Genomic DNA, 22,594 nt, shown 5'->3' with positions numbered 1-22,594 from the left:
TGCCCAGTTATTCTGCGCGTGCACCCGCGCGGTACCCGACGCCTCGCACAGTCGTGACGATGACGGGATGATCAGGATCGACCTCGATCTTGGCGCGCAAACGCTGCACGTGCACGTTCACGAGGCGAGTGTCGGCCTTGTACTGGTAGCCCCACACCTTCTCGAGCAGCACCTCACGGGTAAACACCTGCTGAGGCTTGCGCGCGAGGATCGCGAGGAGATCGAACTCGAGCGGTGTCAGCGGAATGATCTCGCCATTGCGCGTCACCTGGTGGCCCGCAACGTCGATTGACAGGTCGCCGATCGCGAGCGTTTCGCTCACGTCGTCCTGCGGCTCGCGAAGGCGCGCGCGAATTCGCGCGATAAGCTCGGCCGGGTTGAACGGCTTCACAACATAGTCATCGGCACCAACCTCAAGCCCGCGAACGACATCGCGAGTGTCGGTGCGAGCGGTGAGCATGATGATCGGTACGCCAGATTCTGCGCGAATCTGTTCACACACCCCAATGCCGTCGAGACCCGGAAGCATCACGTCGAGCAGCACGAGGTCGGGGCGGCTCGCACGAAACTGATCCACCGCGGTAGGCCCGTCATATGCGTGCTCAACCAAGAACCCTCGCCCTGCAAGACCATGCTCAGCATCTCGGCAAGTGCCCTGTCGTCGTCCACTACAAGGATTCGTGCGCTCATGATTCCCATTATGTCGGGAAACGCTCAAAAGAATGGGAGGCTGGCAGTTTCAGAAGTGATCGAAGCGGCCCGGAAGCAGATCCCACGGCTCCTTGCCGAGGTATTCACACACCGCGAGATACACGCAGTGCTCAACAAAATACCGGCGATGCTCGTCGTCATTCACGTGCAACCCTCTCGCGCGCTGAATCGGCATGCGGTACATCATGATCGTTCTCGCCTTGCGATCCACTGAGTACAGCAGCGGGTTGTTGCTCGTGCCGAGCCCCGTCGGCACAGTCTGAAACCCGATCTGCACATCGTGCAACTCTTCGGGAAACATCGACTGCAGAAACTCGACGACGCCACGAGCGTCTGAGTCGAACCGATTGACGCGGCTGTGCGGGTTCGGCAATGCAGGCCCGGTGATCGATGAGCGGATCGGCCGACGCCCGTGGCGGGTGGGCGTGCCACGGCCAGGGGTGCGGCGAACGTTCATGCCACCAGTCTAATCAGCGGTCACCTGGTGTAGATGGTGAGTTCGCCGTCGGGCTCCGAGCTTGGGATCACCGGGTAGCCCGCAATCGCTCCGCCAGAGAGCACGCGCACACCTGCCGAAACCGGGGCGGTGCTTTCGATCGTCACGCTGCCCTTCGCATCGGTTGGCACAGCGCTTCCCGCCTGCACCTCGACGGTGCGTGGAGCGGAATCGTCGTCACTGCTAATCGTCACCGTTGCTGGCTCCGATCCGCTATTCGTGAGAATGAGTTTGCCGCCCGGCACGATCGCGGCGCGCAGTTCAGTGTCTGCCGAGAGTTCTGGGGCCGGGATGAACCAGTCAAAATCGTGGGCTGTGTCGTTGTTCGCTGATCCACCGACCGCAGTAAACACCGGCACCTCGGACTCAACAACCACCGCATTGGCGCTCTTTGGCCAGGTGACGACCTCGAGCTCGCTGAGTGTGCCTGGCTGCAATTCGATCCCCCAAGGGAGATGCGCTCGCCCTCGGCACTCAGTGCGAATACCTCAGCGGTGCCCGCTGCTTCGCCTGGCGCGATCGCCTGCACGCGCACTGGGAACGAGTCAGCGTCGCCGTCGCCGTGATTGCCGACGGCCTCGTTTGCGACCCCGGGAACAACGGATACCGTCTCAGCACGCACTTGGCGCGTCACAGTTGCTGCGCCTACGGGGTTGATGCCGTCGATCTGCGAGACACTCAAGCTCGCACCGACGGGAGCACCGGTGCTCGTCACGCGAACGGCGAAGCGCTCACTGTCGGGCGCGTATCCGTTGAGCGAGATGATCTGCTGCGACTGCGGCGCGACGATGACTCCAGAAGTTTGCTGGTCGTCGATCTTGCCGTTCTCGTCGAACACCGAGATGTGCACGGTAGCAGCGACCGACCCCGGGTTACCAAGGCTCAGGGTCGTCGAATACCCAAGCATGCTGGCACCACCGAGCAACCACTGCTCGTTCACTGGTTCGACGCACTCGCCCGCGACCGTGCCCGAGAGCGTCGCGGTATCGAGTTGCTGAATCTGCGCAGCGGCAAGCGGCTCGCTCATCGTGCCGGTGAATACGGCAGCACCGCCGACGCTCGTCGAATCAGTGTCGCTCGACCCCAGTTCTTTCCGCTCACCATCGCCACTCACCGACACATTCGTGCGGCCGACTGGCAGAGCGACGTCGGGCCGCGATGGATCGGCGCCAAGCTCGGCAAAGGCACCCGCACACACGAGTTCGCGCGCGCCAGTCTGCATCGTGTCGACCTGGGTGGCCCTTGGTTCGCTCTCAACGGTCGGGAAATTCAGCGTGCCGATGAGGAGCGCTCCAGCGGCAGCCGCGGCGGTGATCAGTACACCGGTGAGAGCGCGTGCACCGCCCGTTACGAGCTTCGTACGTTCGGTCATTATTTCTCTCCCTCCGGATCCTGGGCCGTCTGTGCTTCTTGTGCAACCTGTGGATCGCCGGATGCCTCGTGATCAACCGGTGGAGCCTCCTCGAAGGTCACCGCCGGCGCGGTCTCGGTGATCGAGAACGTTTCGTCTGGGGCGTGATGCTCGCGGAGCGCGTCATGGGCCACCGGATCAGCCGGGTGAGTAGCTTCGGTGGTTGCCTCTACTGGTTCTGAGGGCGCCACTGAGTCCACTTCATCAGACACTGTCTCAGTCGACTCGGCTGCGGCCGGTGCCGCTGCTTGCGTCGGCGCCGCTTTCGACTTGCGCGACCGTCCCGGGCGTTTGCGTCGCTCTGGGCGCTCGACCACTTCACCGGTGGGAAGTGCCAACAGGAAGATTGCGAAGAGCACGATGAGCTGCGCGATCCACACAGTGTGACCCGCGAATGATGTGCCCTCAAGCGCCACCGAGTCGTCGCCAAGTTCGTCGCGATTCACCGCAGAGTCGGAAACGCGCCAGAGCAGACCCTGCGCGGTCTCGCCGACGGTCGCGAGCTCGGCGTGCTGGTCGAGCGTGCGCTGAATGAGCGTCTCTTCTGCGGCGTCACTGCCAGGCTGCAGCAGCACGTAGTTCACGCGCTCTGCGGCGAGCGCTTCGCCGACGTCAGCGCCGCCAATGCTCGCGAGTGCGCCGACGAGCTCAGCGATCTGCTCATCTTCTTCGGTCGGGCCACCGACGCTGTTCGCTGTGCGAAGTGCGTCGAGCCTGGTGCCGGTTCCGGTGAGAATGTCAGCCCGCAGGCTGCGCTCTCCGGTCGCCGAAATCACGAGTGTGCGCGTGTTCGGATTTTGCTCGCCAGCCACTTGCACAATTGCGGGCACCTGGGTGTCGCCCGAGGCCATGGGCACGTTGCCGGTCACGAGGCGGAACGCGAGCGGGCCAGCTGCGATGAGCGCGCCAATGAGGGCAACGGTCACGACGGCCGGAGCTGCGGCGCGGGCCGTGTCAGCCCCAACCGCGGCAAGCCCGAGAATCGCGAGCCAGTACAAGACGAGTCCAGAGCCTGTCCATACTGCAACCTGCGTGTCGCCGTTCGTCGTGAGCATGAGGTGCGTCGACGCGACCGCGGTGATGATGCCGAGCGCGCCGAGCAGCGCATGCAGCACGGTGACGGCAACGCGGCCCGTGTAAAGCCCGAGGAGCGCGAGCAGTGCGAGCGGCAGCATGAGCACGCCGACGAGCAGCGTTGCAGGCGCACCGCCGAGTCCGATCGTGTCGAAAATGCTTGCCCAGCCTTCAAGACCGAATTCGGGGAACCCTAGGAGCATGTGCCACGGGTTGCCGGGCTCATACGGCAGAGCGATGCCCGGATCCATGAGCAGGTCGAGCGGGCGACCATCGAATACCGTCGCGATGATCTTCGGGGCGAAGAGCACGGCTGGCGCGATCGCCACCGACAGCACTCGGAGTGTGCCCCGCGGGCGGCTGAGAATACCAAAGACCAAGAAAATGAGACCCACAGGAATGAGGATCGGCGCGCAGGCAAGCGCGACGGCCGCGAGCAGCGAAGCGGTGCCGGCCCAGCTCCAGGATTCTCGGCATCGCGTTGCCGCAAGCAGCAACCACGGCATCACCGCGGCAAGAATGAGTGGTGCGATCCGCCCGGAAGCGATCGAACCGAGCAGCACCGGGCTGAGCGCGAAGCCGATCGCGGTGACGGCGCGGGCGGCCACAGATTCGCTGATCTGTGCTGCCCAGATCCACGCACCGAGGCCCGCAAGGGGCACCGCAAGCACGATGACAATGACGAGTGCGTGCGACGGGTTCCAGAATGTGAGCGAGCCGAGCACCGCAAGCACCCACGCAAACGGGTCTGCTGCGACACCATCGAGCGCACGGGTGTTGCGCCATAGCTCGCCAATCGCACTCAGGGGTGCGATGCCACCACCGATGAGGCTCGTTTTCGAGACTGCCCACCAGGTGAGCGCGATCGTCGCCGCGACCATTGCGACGAGCACCGCAAGCCCACCGGTTGAAATAAAGTGCATCTCGCGAGGCACCCGGCCCTGAGACGCGAGAATGGCCTCGCGATCGATCATTTTCGCGGTGCGCACGGTCTTGCGATCGGTGCGCAGGGGCGGACCGCGGCCCACCCGACTTTCGACGCCTGTTTCACGCGTTTACGAGAGGCGAGCAGCGACGCGGGCCGGAAGAACACCGCGAATGCAGCAATGAACTCGCCGAACATATTGCCGGGCTGCTCGCGGATGAGCATCCAGAACACTCGCACGACCGCAAGCAGCGGCAGCCCGAGCCAAAGGAAGAAGGCGGAAAACGCTGGCGCGTACGCAATGCGACGGTGCAGATGTGCGGTGCGCGCCTGGCGGTGCGCGGTGCGCATCACCTTGCGGGCGCGGTCAATTCGAGGGCCAGCGACACCGCTTCTCGCAAAGCGCACCCGAGACTCCGGGGCAACCTCAACGCGGTAGCCCGCAAGCCTCGCGCGAACCGAGAAATCGAGGCCGTCGTCGTAGCTTGTGTACGCGGGATCGAACCCCCGCAGCTCCTCCCACACGTCTCGGCGAATGAGCATGCCGACCGGGCCTACACCGAGCACATCTTCGAGGTGATCGTGCTGCTGCTGATCAAGTTCTTGCCTGCGGAGCAGCCAACGCGATCCACCCTGCGTGAGGCTTTGTCCGAGCTCGATAATTCGTTCAGGTCGATCCCAGTCCACGAGCTTCGGGCCAGCAACAACAACCGACTGGGCCTTCTCAACCCGCGCGAGAATGCGTGCGAGAGCTTCGGGCTCGGGGCACGAGTCCTCGCTGAGGAGCCAGATCCACTCACTCTCGGGCCGGTCTCCCGGCGCGACTGCGCTTACAGCGGCGTCGACCGCCCGACCAAACGACACCTTCGACTGAATACCGATGACCCGGGCCGAACCGTCTGTTTCTGAGCCGTAACTCGCCTCGACAAGCTGTGAGCTGACCCGCTCCGATCCACCATTATTGACAGCGATGATCGCATTCGGACGCCTGGTCTGAGCTTTCACTCCGGCGATGGTCTCATCGAGCCACTCCCCACCACGGGAAGCTACGAGAACGGCGGTAACTGAGCTGCGCATAACGCCGTCAGTCTAGAGAGGGCCACCGACAACTTGCGGTCGCCATGCCGTGCAACGTGAAGGTCAGCCCGCTTCGCGGCGGAGCTTGCGGCGTTCACGCTCGGAAAGCCCGCCCCAAATACCGAAGCGCTCATCGTTCTCGAGAGCGTACTCGAGGCACTCACTGCGCACCTCACACGTCTCGCAGATGCGCTTCGCTTCACGAGTCGATCCACCCTTTTCGGGGAAGAACGCCTCAGGGTCAGTCTGCGCGCAAAGCGCATCAGCCTGCCAACTGAGAATCTCGTCTTCCTCGGACTGGCGAATGCCAGGTGTTCCGAGGAATACGGGATCGACGAACCAGTTACTGGGAACCGCGGAGCCTGAACTGTGATCCATTTCCGCTCCCTTCGCCTGAATGTGCCTGCAAGTAATGTAGCCACGCCGTCTTTCTCGAATAATTACACCCTTGTCATTCCCCTCGTGTCAAGCCGAGGATTTTAAACCCTCAACCACTAATTGAGGGTCAGCGGTGTGTCGCGTGTCGCACCTCTAAGCTAGAACGCATGGCAAACTCACTTCGTGTCGCATCGGTAAACGTCAACGGTATTCGTGCTGCATTCCGCAAAGGAATGGGTGACTGGCTGGCCGCTCGAGACGTCGATGTGCTCGCAATGCAAGAGGTGCGAGCGCAAGACGAACACCTCGAAGAGTTCCTGGGTAGCGCGGGGTGGCATTGGCTCCACGATCCCTGTGAAATCAAGGGCCGTGCGGGTGTCGCGATTGCGAGCCGAGTGCCTTCGCTGTCGCACCGAGTTGGCCTCGGGGGCCTCGACGCGCAGGAGCAAGTGCAGTCCTCGGGGCGCTGGCTCGAGGCCGAATTTGAGTTCGGAGATTCGCAGCTCACAGTCGTGAGCAATTACACCCATTCGGGTGAGGCCGAGACGCCCCGCCAAGAGGCGAAATGGGCGTTTCTCGAGGCCATGGGCGAGCGCATGAATGAGCTTTCCGACACGCGCGAGTTCGCAGCGATCGTCGGCGACTTCAACGTTGGTCACCGCGAACTCGACATCAAGAACTGGCGCGGCAACCGCAAAAAGTCTGGGTTCCTTCCGCGCGAACGCGCCTTCTTTGACCGCTATTTTGGGGCTCGCGGCGAGCTCATCACCGGCGTCGACGGTTCAGAGGGGCCGGGCCACGGGTGGATCGACGTGGGCCGCACCTTTGCAGGCGAGGTTGAAGGCCCGTACACCTGGTGGTCGAACCGCGGTCAGGCATTCGACAACGACACCGGGTGGCGCATCGACTACCACGTGGTCACCCCTGCGCTCGGCGAGCGGGTGGTCGACTACCGCATTGACCGCGCACCCTCGTACGACACTCGCTGGTCGGATCACGCGCCCGTCGTGGTCGACTACCGCATCTAGAATGGTGAGCATCATGAGCGAACCTAAGCCTGTCATTTTTTCTGGAATGCAGCCCTCGAGCGATTCCCTCCAACTCGGCAACTACATTGGGGCGCTCACCCAGTGGACGAAGATGCAAGAAGACTACGACGCGATCTACTGCGTTGTGAACCTGCACGCGCTCACGTCGGCGCAGGGCGAGGGCGATCTCGCCGAGCGCACCCGCCGCACCGCCGCACAGTACATCGCGGGCGGCATCGACCCCGAGAAGTCGACGCTGTTCGTGCAGTCGCACGTGCCCGCTCACACCGAGCTCGCATGGGTGCTCAACACCATCACCGGTTTCGGTGAGGCGAGCCGCATGACGCAGTTCAAAGACAAATCACAAAAGGGTGGTATCGACGCTGCAAACGTTGGGCTGTTCACCTACCCGATGCTCATGGCCGCAGACATCCTGCTCTACGACGCCGCCTTCGTTCCGGTGGGCGAGGACCAGCGCCAGCACGTTGAGTTGACCCGCGACCTCGCGACACGATTTAACTCGCGCTTCGGCAAGACCTTCGTACTCCCCCAGGCGCAGATCCCCAAGACTGTCGCGAAGATTTACGACCTGCAGAACCCAACGGCGAAGATGTCGAAATCGGCGGAGTCCGAGGCAGGCCTTATCAAGGTTCTCGATCCAGCAAATGTGACCAAGAAGAAGATCATGCGGGCGGTCACCGACGACGGTGCTGAGATCCGCTTCGACCGCGAGGCGAAGCCGGGCGTCTCGAACCTCATGACGATTCTGTCGGTACTCGGCGAGCGCACTCTCGACTCGATCGAGGCAGAGTTCGAGGGCAAGGGTTACGGCCACCTCAAGCAGGCCGTCGCCGAGGTAGTCGATGAGACACTCACGCCCGTGCGCGAGCGCACAGAAGAGTTAATGGCGGATCCCGCGGAGCTCGACCGCCTGCTCGCTCGCGGGGCCGACCGGGCAAACGAGATTGCTCAGCGCAAGCTTGCCGAGGTCTACGACGCGCTCGGCATCCTCCGCCGCTAGGCTCCGATCCGCCCACCGCGAACGCTCGCACTCTAGCGAGCAGGCCCGCGGCTCATGGGGGTATGCTGATTACGTGTTCCGGGGTCGGTGAAAATCCGAACCGGCGGTGAGAGTCCGCGACCCCCGCACCCGCGGGGTTGAACCGGTGAAATTCCGGTACCGACGGTGATGTGCAAGCGAAAGTGAGCGCACAAGTCCGGATGTGAGGAACGCGGGTTCGCGCCATACGTGTCGTGCACCCGCCCCCGGGTACCCGTTAAGGGAGCAAGAATGCCCGTGTCGCGCACACTCTCACCAGAGGTGATTGAGTCGGCCATGCGCCGCGCGCTCACGCTTGCTGAGCGGGGCCCAAGTACCGACGTGAATCCCCAGGTGGGCTGCGTCATTCTCGGCCCCCAGGGCGAATTCGTAGCCGAGGGCTGGCATGAAGGCGCGGGAACCCCGCACGCCGAGATCGCGGCGATGCAGCATCTGTCCGACGAGCACCTCGCCGAAGCCCGCCGACTCACTGTCGTGGTAACGCTCGAACCCTGCAATCACCAGGGCCGCACTGGCCCATGCGCACAGGCACTCTCCGCTGCGGGGTTCGCCGAGGTTGTGTACGGCATGGCGGATCCGGGCCAGGAATCAGCGGGCGGTGCCTCGACGCTGCGAGCCGCAGGAATCCCGGCGGTGGGTGGCGTGCTTGAGGAGGAGGCCCGGGCACTGCTTGCATCCTGGGTTGAACGCAGCGCAGCCAACGCGCGAGCAGGGTCATCGGCCGGTTCGACGGGCGGTGGCGGATCATGACGAGCGCACCCAACAGGCCCTTCATTACGGCGAAGTGGGCGCAGACTCTCGATGGTCGCGCGGCAGCGGCCGACGGGTCGAGCCAGTGGATCACCGGAGCCGAGGCGCGCGCAGATGTGCATCGGCGGCGGGCGGCAGCCGATGCGATCCTCGTCGGAACCGGCACCGTGCTCGCAGACGACCCGTCGCTCACCGCACGCACGCCCGCAGGCGAACTCCTCGTCCCATCCCAAGAGCAACCCGTGCCGGTTGTGGTGGGGCGCCGCGAGATTCCCAGCGGCGCGAAGCTGCTCGAACACCCAAGGCTCGGTCACCCGCTCGGCACGTCTGGAACACCAGTAGCCGAACCGATTCGCCTTACTGGCGACGATCTCGCCGCAGACCTCGAGCATTTGAAAGCACTCGGGATCCACAGCGTCTTCGTCGAGGGCGGCCCCACGATTGTGAGTGCGCTCATTCGCGCCGGGCTCGTCGACGAGGTGCTTGTCTATGTGGCCCCCGCGCTGCTCGGCGGCCCGCGGCTCGCCCTTAATGACATTGGCGCGAACAGCATCGCCGACATCAGGCGCCTACACGTGACCGAAACCCTGCAGCTCGGGGCCGACCTGCTCATCCGAGCGACAACAGTCGTACCAAAGGAGGAACGCTAATGTTCACAGGACTCATCGAAGAGATCGGCGAGGTGCTCTCGGTCGAGCACATCTCCGATTCGTTGCGGATCACGATCGCGGGACCGCACGTGACGAGCGACGCCGTGCACGGTGCCTCGATCGCGGTGTCGGGCGTGTGTCTCACCGTCGTTGAGCTCGGCGATGACGAGCTCGGGCGCGGCACATTCACTGCGGATGTGATGGCTCAGACGATCCACATGTCGACAATCGGCGAACTGCAGCGAGGCAGCCGCGTGAATCTCGAGCGGGCTGCGCGCATCGATAGCAGGCTCGGCGGGCACATCGTGCAGGGCCACGTCGACGGCACTGCGACGTTGCTCACGGTCACGCCCGGCGACGCCTGGCGCACGCTGCGCTTCTCAATTTCGCGCGAGCTTGCCCCGATGCTCGTTGACAAGGGGTCAATCACTCTCTCGGGCACCTCGCTCACCGTGTCGAACATTTCTGACGCGTCTGAGCCCGAGCAGTGGTTCGAAGTTTCGCTGATCCCCGAAACACTTGAGGCCACCACGCTCGGGGCGCTTGCACCCGGAGATCGGGTGAACGTTGAGACCGACATCATCGCCCGCCACGTGAAACGCATGCTGAGCTTTACGCCCGATGGCAGCGCGTAACAACCGGCCTATAGAAACCTCCTAGACTCTCTGTAATCACCAAAAGGACATCCGCATGAGTACTCCACGCACGCCCGGCATCTCAACCATTGACGATGCGATCGAGGCAATCAAGGCAGGCAGGCCGGTTATCGTCGCCGACGACGAAGATCGCGAAAATGAAGGCGATGTAATTCTTTCGGCCGCACTCGCAACTCCAGACTGGATCGCATGGACCGTGCGACGCTCGTCGGGCCTGCTGTGTGCACCGATGTCGAACGAGGTAGCCGATCAGCTTGACCTCCCGATGATGGTCGAGCGCAACGAAGATGTACGCGGCACGGCATACACCGTGACCGTTGACGCTGCGCACGGCGTGACGACCGGCATCAGCGCGAGCGACCGCGCAACCACGGTGCGCACGCTCGCGAACCCCAACTCGGTTCCCGCCGACGTCAACCGCCCGGGGCACATCCTCCCGCTGCGCGCGATGGATGGCGGGGTGCGCGTGCGCGACGGCCACACCGAGGCGGGCGTCGAGCTCATGCGACTCGCGGGTCTTCCGCTCGTTGCGGTCATCGCCGAGATTGTCGCAAACGACGGCGAAATGATGCGGCTCCCAGAGCTCATCGAACTCGGTGAGGAAGAAGACGTTCCCGTCATCACTATTGCGCAGCTCATTGAGTACCTGAATGAGCACGACCCCGAGGGTGCTCCCGCGAGCGGCCCACAGCCGCGCCGAGTTACGCTGCGCGCCGACGCCGTGCTCCCGACCGAGCACGGCGAGTTCCGTGCGCTCGCATACCGCGATCGTCGCGCAGGTGTGGATCACCTCGCGCTCGTCGCCCGCACACCAGATGGGGAGATGCCAGGCGAGGGCGCGCTCGTGCGCGTGCACTCAGAGTGCATCACCGGTGAGGCATTTGGCTCGCTCAAGTGCGAGTGTGGCCCGCAGCTCGACGCAGCGATGGATCTCATTCACGAGCGCGGCGGCGTGATCGTATACCTTCGCGGGCATGAGGGTCGCGGCATCGGTCTCGCAAACAAGCTGCGCGCCTACCAGTTACAGGATCAGGGCGTCGACACGCTCGACGCAAACCTCGCGCTCGGCTTTCCGGGAGACGCCCGCGATTACACCGCCGCGGCGAGCATTCTGCATGACCTCGGAATCAACGAGGTGCGCCTGCTCACGAACAACCCCGACAAGGTCACCCAGCTCGAAGCCCATGGCTTGAGCGTGCGCGACCGCGTGCCCCTCTTCGTCGGCATCACCGACGAAAACCGCGGGTACCTCAAGGTGAAGCGTGACCGCATGGGCCACGACCTGCCCGCTGGCGACTTCTAACTGCGCCTTCCACACACTGCGCACGCCCACGAGCGGCGCGATCAAACACTTAGACCTTCAAGGAGTACACACATGAGTGGAGCTGGAGCACCCAACCTCTCAGTCAACGCGGCCGGGCTTAAGGTCGCAATCATCGCAGGCAGCTGGCACACACAGGTCATGGACGGGCTTGTTGCGGGCGCCGTCGAAACCGTCACCGAGGCGGGGGCGGATCACGCGCTGCTCCGCGTAGCGGGCGCCTTCGAACTGCCCGCACTCGCGCAAAAGGCCCTCGCCTCGCGCGATGCGGGTGGCGGCGGCTTTGATGTTGCGGTGTGCCTCGGAGTGATCATCAGGGGCGGCACTCCACACTTCGAGTACATCGCGAGCGCGGTCACAGATGGGCTGACGCGGGTACAGCTCGATGCGGGCAAGCCGGTCGGCTTTGGTGTACTCACCACCGACGACGAGCAGCAGGCCCTTGATCGCGCGGGCCTCGAGGGGTCTCCGGAGTCGAAGGGCCGCGAGGCCGCTGAGGCTGCGCTGCATCTCGCGATCCAGATGCGAGACCTCACCGCGTAACCGCGCACCTGGCTGAGCGCCCGAGCGCCTGACCCCTCACAGGGATCGCGCAACGGCTCTCGGTACAGTAATTTCGTGCCAAAACCCGCATCGCCAAAGCGCCGCTCCAGGGGTCCTCGGGCGACACTCGGTCAGCTGCTCCCGTACCTGTTTGAACAGCGGGGCAAACTCGCGTTCATCATTGCGCTCAGCCTCGTCGGTGCGCTCGTTTCACTCACCCAGCCACTGCTGGTCGGTCAGGTCATTGAGCGCGTGCAGCAGTCGCTTCCGCTCGGGTGGCTCGTCGGCGCGCTCGTCGTGATCGTGCTGCTCAGCGCGCTCATCAACAGCTACCAGCACTACCTGCTGCAGCGCATGGGCGAGAGTGTCGTGCTGAGCTCAAGGCGCCGACTCATCGCGAAGATCCTGCATCTGCCCATCTCGGAGTTCGACCGCCGCCGCACAGGAGATCTGGTCTCGCGCGTGGGCTCAGATACGACGCTGCTCCGCGCTGTGCTCACGCAGGGTCTGGTCGAGGCGGTCGGGGGAATCCTGTTGTTCCTCGGCGCGCTCATCGGCATGCTCGTCATCGACCCGTTCCTCTTCCTCATCACCTTCGCGATCATCCTCGTGTCGCTCGTCGTCGTGGTTGGTCTGTCAGCCCGCATTCGCCCCGCAGTCGCCCGGTCACAAGAGAAGGTTGGTGACCTTGCTGCCGCGGTCGACCGCGCAATCAGCTCGATGCGCACGATCCGCTCAGCGGGCGCTGCCGAGCGTGAGCGCAAATCAATCGAGTCTGAGGCCGAAGAAGCATACGAGTTCGGAGTGCGCGTCGCACGCATCTCGGCGCTCATCGTGCCAGTGTCGTTCATCGCGCTGCAGGTGTCTATGCTCGCGGTGCTCGGCTTCGGCGGGTTCCGCGTGGCGTCAGGTGCAATTTCGATCGCCCAACTCGTCACCTTCATCATCTTCCTCTTCATGATGATCATGCCGCTCGGCCAGGCCTTCGGCGCGATCTCCGCGGTGAACCAGGCGCTCGGCGCGCTCGGCCGCATTCAAGAGATCGACTCGCTGCCCACCGAGACTGAGCGAGACCGCGAGCTATCGCCGTCAGGCACGATCATTCCGCTCGCTGACGTCACGGTGGATCAAGCCCCAGCGATCCGCTTCACCGATGTGCATTTTTCATACCGCTCAGCCGCCCCCGACCGCGTAGACGCGCGCGAGCTCGTGCGCGGGTCTGGCCGCGGTAGCCGTCGCGATGCGGAGGCCGCGCCCGCTCCGATCGTCGAAACGCCCGTTCTGCACGGTGTCTCATTCGACGTGCCGCGCGGGTCCCGAGTCGCGCTCGTTGGGCCGTCTGGCGCTGGCAAATCGACCGTTCTCGGCCTCATCGAGCGCTTCTACGACCCCGACTCAGGCGCGATCGAGCTCTATGGCGCCGACCTGCGCACCCTCGATCGTGCAGAATTACGCGGCCAGTTCGGCTACGTCGAACAAGACGCGCCGGTGCTCGCTGGAACTCTGCGCGAGAACCTGCTGCTCGCCTCACCCGAGGCAAGCGACGCGGCTTGCGAGCGCGTGCTTCGGGCCGTGAACCTCGGCGGGTTGCTCGACCGATCAGCCCGGGCGGATAGTGCCTCGCTTTCTGATGGCGTGCCATCACCGAGCAGCGGATCCGAGAGCACAAACCCAAACAGCGGCCTCGACGCGCAGGTCGGTGAGAACGGCATCATGCTCTCGGGTGGAGAAAAGCAGCGCCTGGCGATAGCGCGTGCGCTGTTAACTGCTCCCCCGATCCTGCTGCTCGACGAATCGACCGCGTCACTCGACGGCGTCAACGAACGGCTCATGCGCGAGGCGCTCGACTCGGTCGCGACTGGCCGCACGCTCATCGTGATCGCGCACCGGCTGTCGACGGTGGTCGACTCAGACAAGATCGTCGTCATTGACGATGGCCGCGTGGTCGGCGAGGGTACACACTCCGAGCTCGTCGAGTCGGTGCCGCTGTACCGGGAGCTCGCGCAGCACCAGCTCCTCGTTCCCAAAGACTGAGCGCCTATTTGCCACTCAGCGTCAGGCGAAAATGGAGCACCATACGAACGATTTCGCACTGAGCGTTCGCCTGATGCCCACACTTCGCCTGACGCTAAATGTGGATTCCTGCATTACAAGTGGCAATCGGTGTGAATCCGCAGAAACTACACGAGCGAAGCGGCGACTGACTGGAGTGCCTCGCGCACCGCGACGATGCCCGGGTGCATGCCGCCAGCAGCACGGGCGGCCGTGAAGAGCGTGCGACGAGGCTTACCGTCGAGTTGCACCTCGCGCAGCATGCCCGCCTGACCGACCTGCACCAGCCCAGGCAGAATCGCGACAGCGTTCCCCGACTCGATAAGCCTGACGTGCGCCTGCAGATCCGCCGTTTCGTACCGCACATCGGGCTCGAACCCCGCGACGCGGCACGCCTGCTCGGCCCAGTGCCGAGACGCGGCACCCCGCGGCTCCATCACCCACGGAAGCCCCGCCGCATGCTCAATCGAGGTCACAGCCTCGAATGCAGGGTCTGTATCGTGAGCGGGCACGCACAGCTTGATCGAGTCGCTCGTGAGCGGCTGCCGATCCAGCCCCGCGAAGTGCGGCGCCGCGTGCCCCGGGTACTGCTCGGCGACCACAAGATCGAACCCTCGCCCCCAGGTCTCGCGCAGCGCGATCTCGGGTTCGTACTGCACCATCTCCACGCGCAGGGCGGGGTATGTGGATCGCAGACTGTGCAGCGCCTTCGGCATAATCGAGAGCACAGCGGTCTGGAACACCGCAACACGAATCGTGCCAGAAACCTCAGCGTGGCGGCGGTGCAGCGCGGCCTCTGCGTGCTCGAGCCCGGCGAGCAGACCCTCGGTTTCTTCGACGAGCACCTCGGCGGCGGGGGTGAGTTCGAGGGTGCGCCCGACCTTGCGCAGCAGCGGTACACCGGCCTCGCGCTCGAGGAGCGCGAGCTGCTGCGACACGGCCGAGGGGCTGTAATTCAGCGCCTCGGCAACGGCGACGACCGTGCCGCGGGCCGACAGCTCCCAGAGCAGTCGCAATCGTTTCATGTCGAGCATGTCGATCCACCTTCAAATCATTCTGTTTTACTTAACAATAACGCGTAGATACTATTGCTGTACTTCACGCTTGAAACGATTCACACTGGAGGCAGAGAGCCGTAGCAGTCGACGGCCACCCGCGCCCGGCCGCTTGCCGTGTCTGCCCTGCAGAATTCGAGGAGAATCGTGAATACCACCCCACCAGCACCCGCTCGCCCTCAGGAACTCGCTGACGCTGACGTCAACGTGCGCCCGCAAGACCTCGCCGACGACGCGATTGCGCTCGTTCGCCGCTGGCTCGAAGAGGCCGCCGAGATTCCCGCAGATGCATCCGGCGAGCGCCTCGCTGGCGTGCTCCGCGACCCGAACGGCCTCGACTTCACGGTGGGCTTCGTCGACGGCGTCGTGCGCCCAGAAGATCTCGACGTAGCGGCGAAGAAGCTCAAGGAGCTCGTGCCGTTGACCCCGAAGTTCCTCCCGGGTGTCATGCGCGGCGCGATCGGGCTGGGCGGCGCGTTCGCGAAACCGCTCCCCGGCGTAGTTGTTCCCATTGCGCGCAAGGTGCTTCGCCAGATGGTGAGCCACCTCATCGTCGACGCAACCGAGTCGAAGCTCGGCCCCGCGATCGCGAAGATCAAGCGCGACGGCGTGCGCCTGAACATCAACCTGCTCGGCGAGGCGATTCTCGGTGAGCGTGAGGCTGAACGCCGACTCGCTGGCACCCACGAGTTGCTCGCACGCGACGATGTCGACTACGTGTCGATCAAGGTGTCGTCAACGGTAGCGCCGCACAACCACTGGTCGTTCGACGAGGCGGTCGTAAAGATCGAAAATCACCTCGTGCCACTCTTCGAGCGCGCCGCTGCATCGACGCCGCACAAGTTCATCAACCTCGACATGGAGGAATTCAAGGATCTCGACCTCACCCTCGAGGTGTTCACGAAGATCCTCGACCGCCCCGAGTTCTTGAATCTCGAAGCGGGCATCGTGCTCCAGGCGTATCTCCCCGACGCGCTCGGCGCGATGATCCACCTGCAGGAGTGGTCGGCGAAGCGCGTCACTCGCGGCGGGGCACCCATCAAGGTGCGCCTCGTGAAGGGCGCAAACCTGCCGATGGAGCTTGTGGATGCTGCGATCCACGGCTGGCCCGCCGCCACCTGGGGCACCAAGCAAGATAGCGACACGAGCTACAAGGCAGTGCTCGATTACTCGCTGCACCCCGAGCGTGTGAAGCACGTGCGCGTGGGCATTGCGGGGCACAACCTCTTCGACATCGCCCTCGCGTGGCTGCTCGCAAAGAGCCGCGGCGTGACTGACAGCATCGAGTTCGAGATGCTGCTCGGCATGGCGACCGGCCAGGCTGAGGCGGTGCGCCGCGAGGTTGGATCGCTGCTGCTCTACACCCCCGTCGTGAAGCCCGAAGAGTTCGACGTTGCCATCGCTTATCTGATTCGCCGCCTCGAAGAGGGCGCGAGCCACGAGAACTTTATGTCGGCAGTCTTCGAGCTCAACGACAACGAGGAGCTCTTCGAGCGCGAGAGGAACCGATTCCTCGCCTCGCTCGCAGACCTCGAGAACATCACCGGTGATGGCACCGACGCAGAGCTCGACGTGCCGCCGTCGAACCGCCAGCAAGACCGCCGAGTATCGAACCCAGAACTCGACGATCTCGGCGTGAAGGTGCGCACCCAGACGGGTCTCGCGGGATTCGAGAACACCCCTGATACTGACCCAGACCTGCCGGGCAACCGTGAGTGGGGTCGTGGCATCGCCTCGCGCATGGTGGGCTCGAAGCTCGGCGTCGACGCAGTTGCGGCCGCGCAGGTGAAAGACGAGGCTGAGCTCAACACAGTGATCGAGCGCGGCATCGCGGCCTCCGAGTCGTGGCAAGCGCTCTCGCCTGACGAGCGCGCGAGAGTTCTGCACCGCGCCGGCCAGATCATGGAGCGCCGCCGCGCCGACCTGCTCGAGGTCATGGGCTCGGAGTGTGGCAAGACCCTCGATCAGGGTGACCCCGAGGTGAGCGAGGCGATCGACTTCGCGCACTACTACGCGGCGCTCGGCCAGGAGGTCGCGAAGGTCGATGGTGCTCAGTACGTTTCGCAGAAGCTCATCGCGGTGATTCCGCCGTGGAACTTCCCGGTCGCAATCCCGGCCGGCGGCACGCTCGCGGCCCTCGCTTCGGGCGCGTCGGTCATCATCAAGCCCGCCTCGCAGTCGGCCCGTTCGGGCGCTGTGATGGTTGAGGCGCTGTGGGAGGCCGGCGTGCCGCGCGACGTGCTGCAGCTCGTGCAGTTCGCAGACCGGCCGCTCGGCTCGAAGTTGGTCGCTGACCCCCGTGTGGATCGCCTGATCCTCACCGGCGCCTATGAGACGGCGGTGACGTTCCGCGAGTTGCGCAAGGATCTCCCGATCCTCGCCGAGACGAGCGGCAAGAACGCGATCATCGTGACCCCGAATGCCGACCTCGACCTCGCGGCGAAGGACGTCGCACAGTCAGCATTCGGCCACGCTGGCCAGAAGTGCTCGGCAGCATCGCTCGTGATCCTCGTCGGATCGGTCGCCACCTCGAAACGTTTCCGCGGGCAGCTGCTCGACGCGATCAATTCGATGAAGGTTGGCACGCCAGAAGACCTGCGCACACAGATCGGCCCGGTCATTTCGGCCCCGTCGGGCAAGCTGCTGCGCGGGCTCACGACGCTCGGCGAGGGCGAGATCTGGGCGATCGAGCCAGCACCGCTCGAGTCAGACAGCCCGCTCGCACTCGACGCGAAGGGCGAGAACAAACTCTGGAGTCCCGGTGTTCGCTACGGCGTGAAGCGCGGTTCCGAGTACCACCTCACCGAATACTTCGGTCCGATCCTCGGCATCATGACCGCGAAGACTCTCGACGAAGCAATCGACATGGTGAACGACATCGACTACGGACTCACGAGCGGCCTGCACTCGCTCGACGCCGACGAGCTCGACATCTGGCTGCGCCGCATCGAAGCCGGAAACCTCTACGTGAACCGCGGCATCACCGGCGCAATCGTGCAGCGTCAGCCCTTCGGCGGCTGGAAGAAGTCGGCAATCGGCGCCGGTACGAAGGCTGGCGGGCCGAACTACCTGCACGGTCTCGGCGCGTGGATCGACGCACCAGTCTCACAAGAGCTGCGTGCACCGCTGCATCGCGCCGCGATCATCCTCACCGCCGCAGAGCAGTCAGGTGCCACAGGCGACGAACTCAGCTGGTTGCGCGCGGCCCTCGGCAGCGACGCGACTGCTTGGGAGACTGAGTTCGGTATTGCCCGCGACGCCTCGCAGCTCGGGGTCGAGCGCAACATTCTGCGCTACCTTCCCGTGCCGGTAACGGTGCGGATAGGTGCCGACGCGCCGATCCACCATATCGCGCGCGAACTCGCCGCCGCGACCGCCGCCAAGGGCGCAGTGACCGTGAGTTCACCGACAGCGTTGCCGCAGCCCCTGCGCACCGCGATCGAGCGCCTTGGGTTCGCAGTGCACTTCGAAGACGACGAGGCCTGGAAGTCGCGGGTCGAAAAGCTTGCCGCAGCCCAGGGGCCGCACGCGAGCGCTCGGATTCGGGTGGTTGCTGGTGAGTCACGCGACGAGATCGTGGCCGCGATTTACGAGGCGACCGATGGCAAGCCCGACGTTGCTGTTTACGGCAACCCGGTCGTTTCGGCTGGTCGCGTGGAACTACTGCCATACCTCCACGAGCAGGCAGTTTCGATTACCGCACACCGATTCGGCACACCGAATCACCTCTCCGATTCGTTGATCTAGCGATCTGCGAGGGTCGGGCATTCCTAGCAGTCTGCCCGACCCGTAGTTAGGCTGAAAGAGAACAGAACACCTGTAAACCGTTGAAAGGGGACAAAGATGTCCGATCAGGTATGGCTGTACATAGCACTCGGCGCGTACTTCGCCGGGATGCTGCTCATCGGGTACATCGCGTACCGACGAACCTCGGGGCACGAGGGCTACATGCTCGCCGGCCGCGGGCTTCCACCGTGGGTTGCGGCGCTCAGCGCTGGCGCTTCAGACATGTCTGGGTGGCTCATTATGGGTTTGCCCGGCGCGATCTATGTCGCCGGTCTCATTGAAGCGTGGATCGCCATTGGCCTCACGCTCGGCGCCTACCTCAACTGGTTGGTCGTCGCTCCCCGCCTTCGCGCCTACACCGAGGTGTCGCAGAACTCGATCACGCTGCCCAGCTTCTTCGAGAACCGCACGCGCGATAAGACCCGCTCGCTTCGCATCGTGTCGAGCATCATCATCCTCGTTTTCTTCACCCTCTACGTCTCGTCGGGAATGGTCGCCGGCGGCGTGTTCTTCGAGAGTACATTCAACGGCGAGTACATCTGGGGCATGGTGCTCGTCACCGTCATCACGCTCGGGTACACCCTGTTCGGTGGCTTCCTCGGCGCTTCCCTCACCGACGTGGTGCAGGGCCTCATGATGGTCATCGCGCTCATCGTCGTTCCGGTCGCGGCCGTCGTCTCTGTCGGCGGCGTAGGAGAGGCGATGTCTTTGATTCGCGAGCTCGGTCCGAACCACTTCGACCTCTTCGGCGGCACCGGACTGAGCTCGGTCACGACCATCGGGGTGCTCTCGGGTCTCGCCTGGGGTCTCGGCTACTTCGGCCAGCCACACATTGTGGTGCGCTTCATGGCGCTCCGCAAGCCGTCTGAGGCAAAGAGCGCGAGGCGCATCGGTGTGACCTGGCAGATCATCTCGCTCGCGGGCGCGCTCTTCTCGGGCTTCATCGGCATCGCTTACGTTGCACGGAACAATATCGACCTCGGTAACCCCGAGACGATCGTGCTGCTCATGTCACAGGCACTGCTGCATCCGCTCGTCGCTGGTCTCGTGCTCGCTGCCGTGCTCGCCGCCATCATGAGCACGTTCTCGAGTCAACTCATCGTGTGCTCGTCGGCACTTGTCGAAGATATCTTCAAAGTAATCAGGAAGACTCCGCCCGCAGAGAAGACACTCGTGCTGCTCGGCCGTTTGTGCGTGCTCGCGGTGGCGATCGTCGCTGCGCTGCTCGCGATTACCCCGAACGACTCAATCCTGGGTCTCGTCGGCTTTGCCTGGGCAGGCTTTGGTTCCGCATTCGGCCCGATCGTCCTGCTCAGCCTCTACTGGCGCAAGCTCACCAACTGGGGCGCGCTCTCGGCGATGGTCGTTGGCACCATCACGGTATTTGCGTGGGGTGCCGCATCTGGCGGAATCTTCGACCTGTACGAGCTGCTCCCCGGCTTCGTGTTCGCGCTCATCACCGCGATCATCGTGAGTCTCGCTACGTACAAGCGTGACGAGGCCATCGAGCAGGAATTCACGACGACCAAGTCGATCGTGGTTCCCGGCAGATAGTCCAAGTAAGAGGTTCAATTGGCAGGCAATGCAGCACGCACGTGGGTGCGTACGACTGACTACCACACCGCGGGAGAGCCCTTCCGCATTGTGCATAGCGACGTACCCACGTTGCCGGGGTCGACGGTCGGCGAGCGTCGTATCGCCGCGATCGAGAACTCGGGCGGCATTGACGACCTGCGCGCGCTGCTCTGCAATGAACCTCGCGGGCACGCCGACATGTATGGCGGGTTCATTGTGCCGGCCAACGACAACGGGGCGGATCTCGGCGTGCTGTTCTGGCACAAAGACGGCTTCTCGACAGCCTGTGGTCACGGCACGATCGCGCTCGGTGTCTGGGCGACCGACACCGGGCGCGTCGAGAGCGACCCGAACGGCGTCACCGAGGTCACTATTGACGTGCCTTCGGGTCGGGTCGCTGCGCTCGTGGAACGTCGCGACGGCGCGTTGGTCGGGGCGACGTTCCGCAATGTTCCCTCGCACGTGATCGCGCGTGGGATCGAACTCGATACCTCGCGCGACACGGTGCGAGTCGATATGAGTTTCAGCGGCGCGATCTACGCGTCGGTGCGCGCCTCAGATCTCGGGCTTTCTGTCGATCCGCAGCACTACACCGATCTCATCGCGATCGGTCGCGAAATCAAGTGGGCGCTCAACGACTCCCCCAGGCGCAGCACGCCGATGACCCCAGGCTCTCGGGCGTGTACGGCACCATTATTTGGGACGACCTCGGCCGCAGTGAGTCGGGGCCGATCCAGCGCAACATCACGGTCTTTGCCGACGGCGAGGTGGATCGCTCCCCCTGCGGCTCCGGCACCGGCGCCCGGGTTGCGCTGCTCGCCGACGACGGCACGCTCGGTGCAAATGAGACGCTTGAGCACAGGTCGATCGTCGATTCGGTGTTTACTGCGAGCTGGGTCGCAGGTGCGGATCGGCCAGACGGCACCACCACCGTCATTCCAAGCGTGACCGGCACGGCATACCTCACCGGCGAGCAAGCGTTCACCCTCGACCCCGCAGACACCCTCGGCACCGGCTTCACCCTGCGATAGGGAGACCTGTTCCACTCGCGATCCAATACGTGCTAACCTGTGCAATGTCACACGTTATACCGTGTGACTCTCACTAGACCTCTCCGAAAGGATTCACATGGCCGAGAAGAAGCCCTGGCACGGTGTCATCGTTGCATCCGCGCTTCCGTTTAAGGAAGACCTCTCTGTCGACTACGACAAGTTCGCAGAACACGTGCAGTTTCTTGCCGACAACGGCTGCGACGGCATCGCACCAAATGGCTCGCTCGGCGAGTACCAGAACCTCACCGAGGCAGAGCGCGCCAAGGTCATCGAGGTTGCGGTCGACGCAGCACCCGAGGGCTTCAGCGTCATGGCGGGCACCGGTGCCTACGGCGCACTCGAGTCGTTGCACTGGGCAGAGCAGGCCGCGAAGGCTGGCGCAGACTGCGTTATGCAGCTTCCACCCAACACCTTCCGCGCAAACCACGAGCAGGTAAAGCACCACTACGCAACCGTCGCGAAGGCTGGGCTTCCGATCGTCGGCTACAACAACCCGCTCGACACCAAGGTCGACCTCATCCCGTCGCTCATCGCTGAGATTCACGAGGCAGGCCACATGGTCGGCGTCAAGGAGTTCACGGGTGACCCACGCCGCATCTACGAGATCCAAGAGCTCGCTCCCACGATGGATATCCTCATCGGCACCGACGATAGCGTGCTCGAGGTCGGCATCGCGGGTGCTGTCGGATGGGTTGCTGGCTACCCGAACGCGATTCCTCAGGCGACGGTCGAGCTGTTCAAGCTCTCGACCTCGGGCAACGTGCAAGATCTTGAGCGCGCGAAGGTGATCTACCGTGACCTGCACAGTCTGCTGCGCTGGGACACGAAGACCGAGTTTGTCGAGTCGATCAAGCTCTCGATGGACGAGCTGGGCCTCTACGGTGGCCCCTGCCGCCCACCGCGCCTCCCGCTCGCCAAGGAGGTCGCCGACAAGATCATCGCCGACACCCGCGCTGCTGCGGCAAAGGGCTACGGTAAGTAGTACTCACCACAC

The 22,594-nt window shown here is 64.0% G+C and carries 18 protein-coding genes, 2 pseudogenes and 1 riboswitch; of the genes and pseudogenes, 12 read left to right on the top strand and 8 right to left on the bottom strand.

Annotated elements, in window-relative coordinates; all coding sequences use genetic code 11:
- Positions 1–7 precede the first annotated feature (7 nt).
- From mtrA to H9L06_RS09415, 7 genes and pseudogenes are all read right to left on the bottom strand, one after another.
- A pseudogene (gene mtrA, locus H9L06_RS09435) lies at positions 8–690 on the bottom strand (MtrAB system response regulator MtrA).
- A gap of 49 nt (positions 691–739) precedes the next feature.
- Entirely contained in the window at positions 740–1,168 is a 429-nt protein-coding gene (locus H9L06_RS09430) for a metallopeptidase family protein (RefSeq protein WP_246454361.1), read from the bottom strand.
- A gap of 20 nt (positions 1,169–1,188) precedes the next feature.
- Complete coding sequence (locus tag H9L06_RS11845) at positions 1,189–1,401, bottom strand: hypothetical protein (protein WP_246454359.1); 213 nt, start codon at positions 1,399–1,401, stop codon at positions 1,189–1,191.
- Positions 1,398–2,579, bottom strand: a complete 1,182-nt coding sequence (locus tag H9L06_RS09425; RefSeq protein WP_246454357.1) for a DUF5719 family protein — start codon at positions 2,577–2,579, stop codon at positions 1,398–1,400. Before H9L06_RS09425 ends, H9L06_RS11845 begins: the two co-directional genes overlap by 4 nt.
- Positions 2,579–4,681 (bottom strand): glycosyltransferase family protein, encoded by a 2,103-nt coding sequence (locus H9L06_RS09420; protein ID WP_246454355.1) that lies wholly within the window; start codon positions 4,679–4,681, stop codon positions 2,579–2,581. Before H9L06_RS09420 ends, H9L06_RS09425 begins: the two co-directional genes overlap by 1 nt.
- Positions 4,663–5,694 carry a glycosyltransferase family 2 protein gene (locus H9L06_RS11840; protein ID WP_246454353.1) on the bottom strand — a complete coding sequence of 344 codons (1,032 nt, stop codon included), beginning with the start codon at positions 5,692–5,694 and terminating at the stop codon, positions 4,663–4,665. The genes H9L06_RS09420 and H9L06_RS11840 overlap by 19 nt, the downstream gene beginning before the upstream one ends.
- Positions 5,695–5,757: 63 nt before the next feature.
- The gene (locus H9L06_RS09415; RefSeq protein ID WP_187554934.1) at positions 5,758–6,072 is read right to left on the bottom strand and encodes a WhiB family transcriptional regulator; all 315 of its coding nucleotides are present in this window, start codon (positions 6,070–6,072) and stop codon (positions 5,758–5,760) included.
- 167 nt (positions 6,073–6,239) lie between these two features.
- On the opposite strand from H9L06_RS09415, the gene H9L06_RS09410 reads away from it, so the two are divergent.
- From H9L06_RS09410 to H9L06_RS09380, 8 genes are all read left to right on the top strand, one after another.
- The gene (locus H9L06_RS09410) at positions 6,240–7,100 is read left to right on the top strand and encodes an exodeoxyribonuclease III (protein ID WP_187554933.1); all 861 of its coding nucleotides are present in this window, start codon (positions 6,240–6,242) and stop codon (positions 7,098–7,100) included.
- A gap of 13 nt (positions 7,101–7,113) precedes the next feature.
- Positions 7,114–8,121 carry a tryptophan--tRNA ligase gene (gene trpS, locus H9L06_RS09405; RefSeq protein WP_187554932.1) on the top strand — a complete coding sequence of 336 codons (1,008 nt, stop codon included), beginning with the start codon at positions 7,114–7,116 and terminating at the stop codon, positions 8,119–8,121.
- A gap of 70 nt (positions 8,122–8,191) precedes the next feature.
- Positions 8,192–8,337: riboswitch (FMN riboswitch) on the top strand.
- A gap of 54 nt (positions 8,338–8,391) precedes the next feature.
- A complete protein-coding gene (locus tag H9L06_RS11990; RefSeq protein WP_343069244.1) occupies positions 8,392–8,910 on the top strand; it encodes a bifunctional diaminohydroxyphosphoribosylaminopyrimidine deaminase/5-amino-6-(5-phosphoribosylamino)uracil reductase RibD in 519 nt (172 codons plus the stop codon).
- On the top strand, positions 8,907–9,560 hold the full coding sequence (locus H9L06_RS11985) for a RibD family protein (protein ID WP_343069243.1): 654 nt from the start codon (positions 8,907–8,909) through the stop codon (positions 9,558–9,560). Before H9L06_RS11990 ends, H9L06_RS11985 begins: the two co-directional genes overlap by 4 nt.
- Positions 9,560–10,195 carry a riboflavin synthase gene (locus H9L06_RS09395; protein WP_187554931.1) on the top strand — a complete coding sequence of 212 codons (636 nt, stop codon included), beginning with the start codon at positions 9,560–9,562 and terminating at the stop codon, positions 10,193–10,195. Before H9L06_RS11985 ends, H9L06_RS09395 begins: the two co-directional genes overlap by 1 nt.
- Before the next feature lie 55 nt (positions 10,196–10,250).
- Entirely contained in the window at positions 10,251–11,519 is a 1,269-nt protein-coding gene (gene ribA, locus H9L06_RS09390) for a GTP cyclohydrolase II (RefSeq protein ID WP_187554930.1), read from the top strand.
- Between the two features lie 72 nt (positions 11,520–11,591).
- Positions 11,592–12,080 (top strand): 6,7-dimethyl-8-ribityllumazine synthase, encoded by a 489-nt coding sequence (gene ribH / locus H9L06_RS09385; protein WP_187554929.1) that lies wholly within the window; start codon positions 11,592–11,594, stop codon positions 12,078–12,080.
- A gap of 75 nt (positions 12,081–12,155) precedes the next feature.
- Positions 12,156–14,114 (top strand): ABC transporter ATP-binding protein, encoded by a 1,959-nt coding sequence (locus tag H9L06_RS09380; RefSeq protein ID WP_187554928.1) that lies wholly within the window; start codon positions 12,156–12,158, stop codon positions 14,112–14,114.
- 146 nt (positions 14,115–14,260) lie between these two features.
- Here H9L06_RS09380 and H9L06_RS09375 read toward each other — a convergent pair whose 3' ends face one another.
- Positions 14,261–15,166, bottom strand: coding sequence for a LysR family transcriptional regulator (locus H9L06_RS09375; RefSeq protein ID WP_187554927.1), 906 nt, complete (start codon positions 15,164–15,166; stop codon positions 14,261–14,263).
- 165 nt (positions 15,167–15,331) lie between these two features.
- On the opposite strand from H9L06_RS09375, the gene H9L06_RS09370 reads away from it, so the two are divergent.
- The 4 genes and pseudogenes from H9L06_RS09370 to H9L06_RS09355 all read left to right on the top strand — a co-directional run bounded on the left by H9L06_RS09370 (position 15,332) and on the right by H9L06_RS09355 (position 22,582).
- Positions 15,332–18,934, top strand: a complete 3,603-nt coding sequence (locus tag H9L06_RS09370; protein WP_187556464.1) for a proline dehydrogenase family protein — start codon at positions 15,332–15,334, stop codon at positions 18,932–18,934.
- A gap of 96 nt (positions 18,935–19,030) precedes the next feature.
- A complete protein-coding gene (gene putP / locus H9L06_RS09365) occupies positions 19,031–20,527 on the top strand; it encodes a sodium/proline symporter PutP (protein ID WP_187554926.1) in 1,497 nt (498 codons plus the stop codon).
- Between the two features lie 45 nt (positions 20,528–20,572).
- A pseudogene (locus tag H9L06_RS12075) lies at positions 20,573–21,579 on the top strand (proline racemase family protein).
- 97 nt (positions 21,580–21,676) lie between these two features.
- Positions 21,677–22,582 carry a dihydrodipicolinate synthase family protein gene (locus H9L06_RS09355; protein WP_187554925.1) on the top strand — a complete coding sequence of 302 codons (906 nt, stop codon included), beginning with the start codon at positions 21,677–21,679 and terminating at the stop codon, positions 22,580–22,582.
- Positions 22,583–22,594 lie beyond the last annotated feature (12 nt).

The sequence above is a fragment of the Leucobacter denitrificans genome, from assembly GCF_014396385.1.
Classification (GTDB): domain Bacteria; phylum Actinomycetota; class Actinomycetes; order Actinomycetales; family Microbacteriaceae; genus Leucobacter; species Leucobacter denitrificans.
This window is presented reverse-complemented; position numbering and strand designations above follow the sequence as displayed.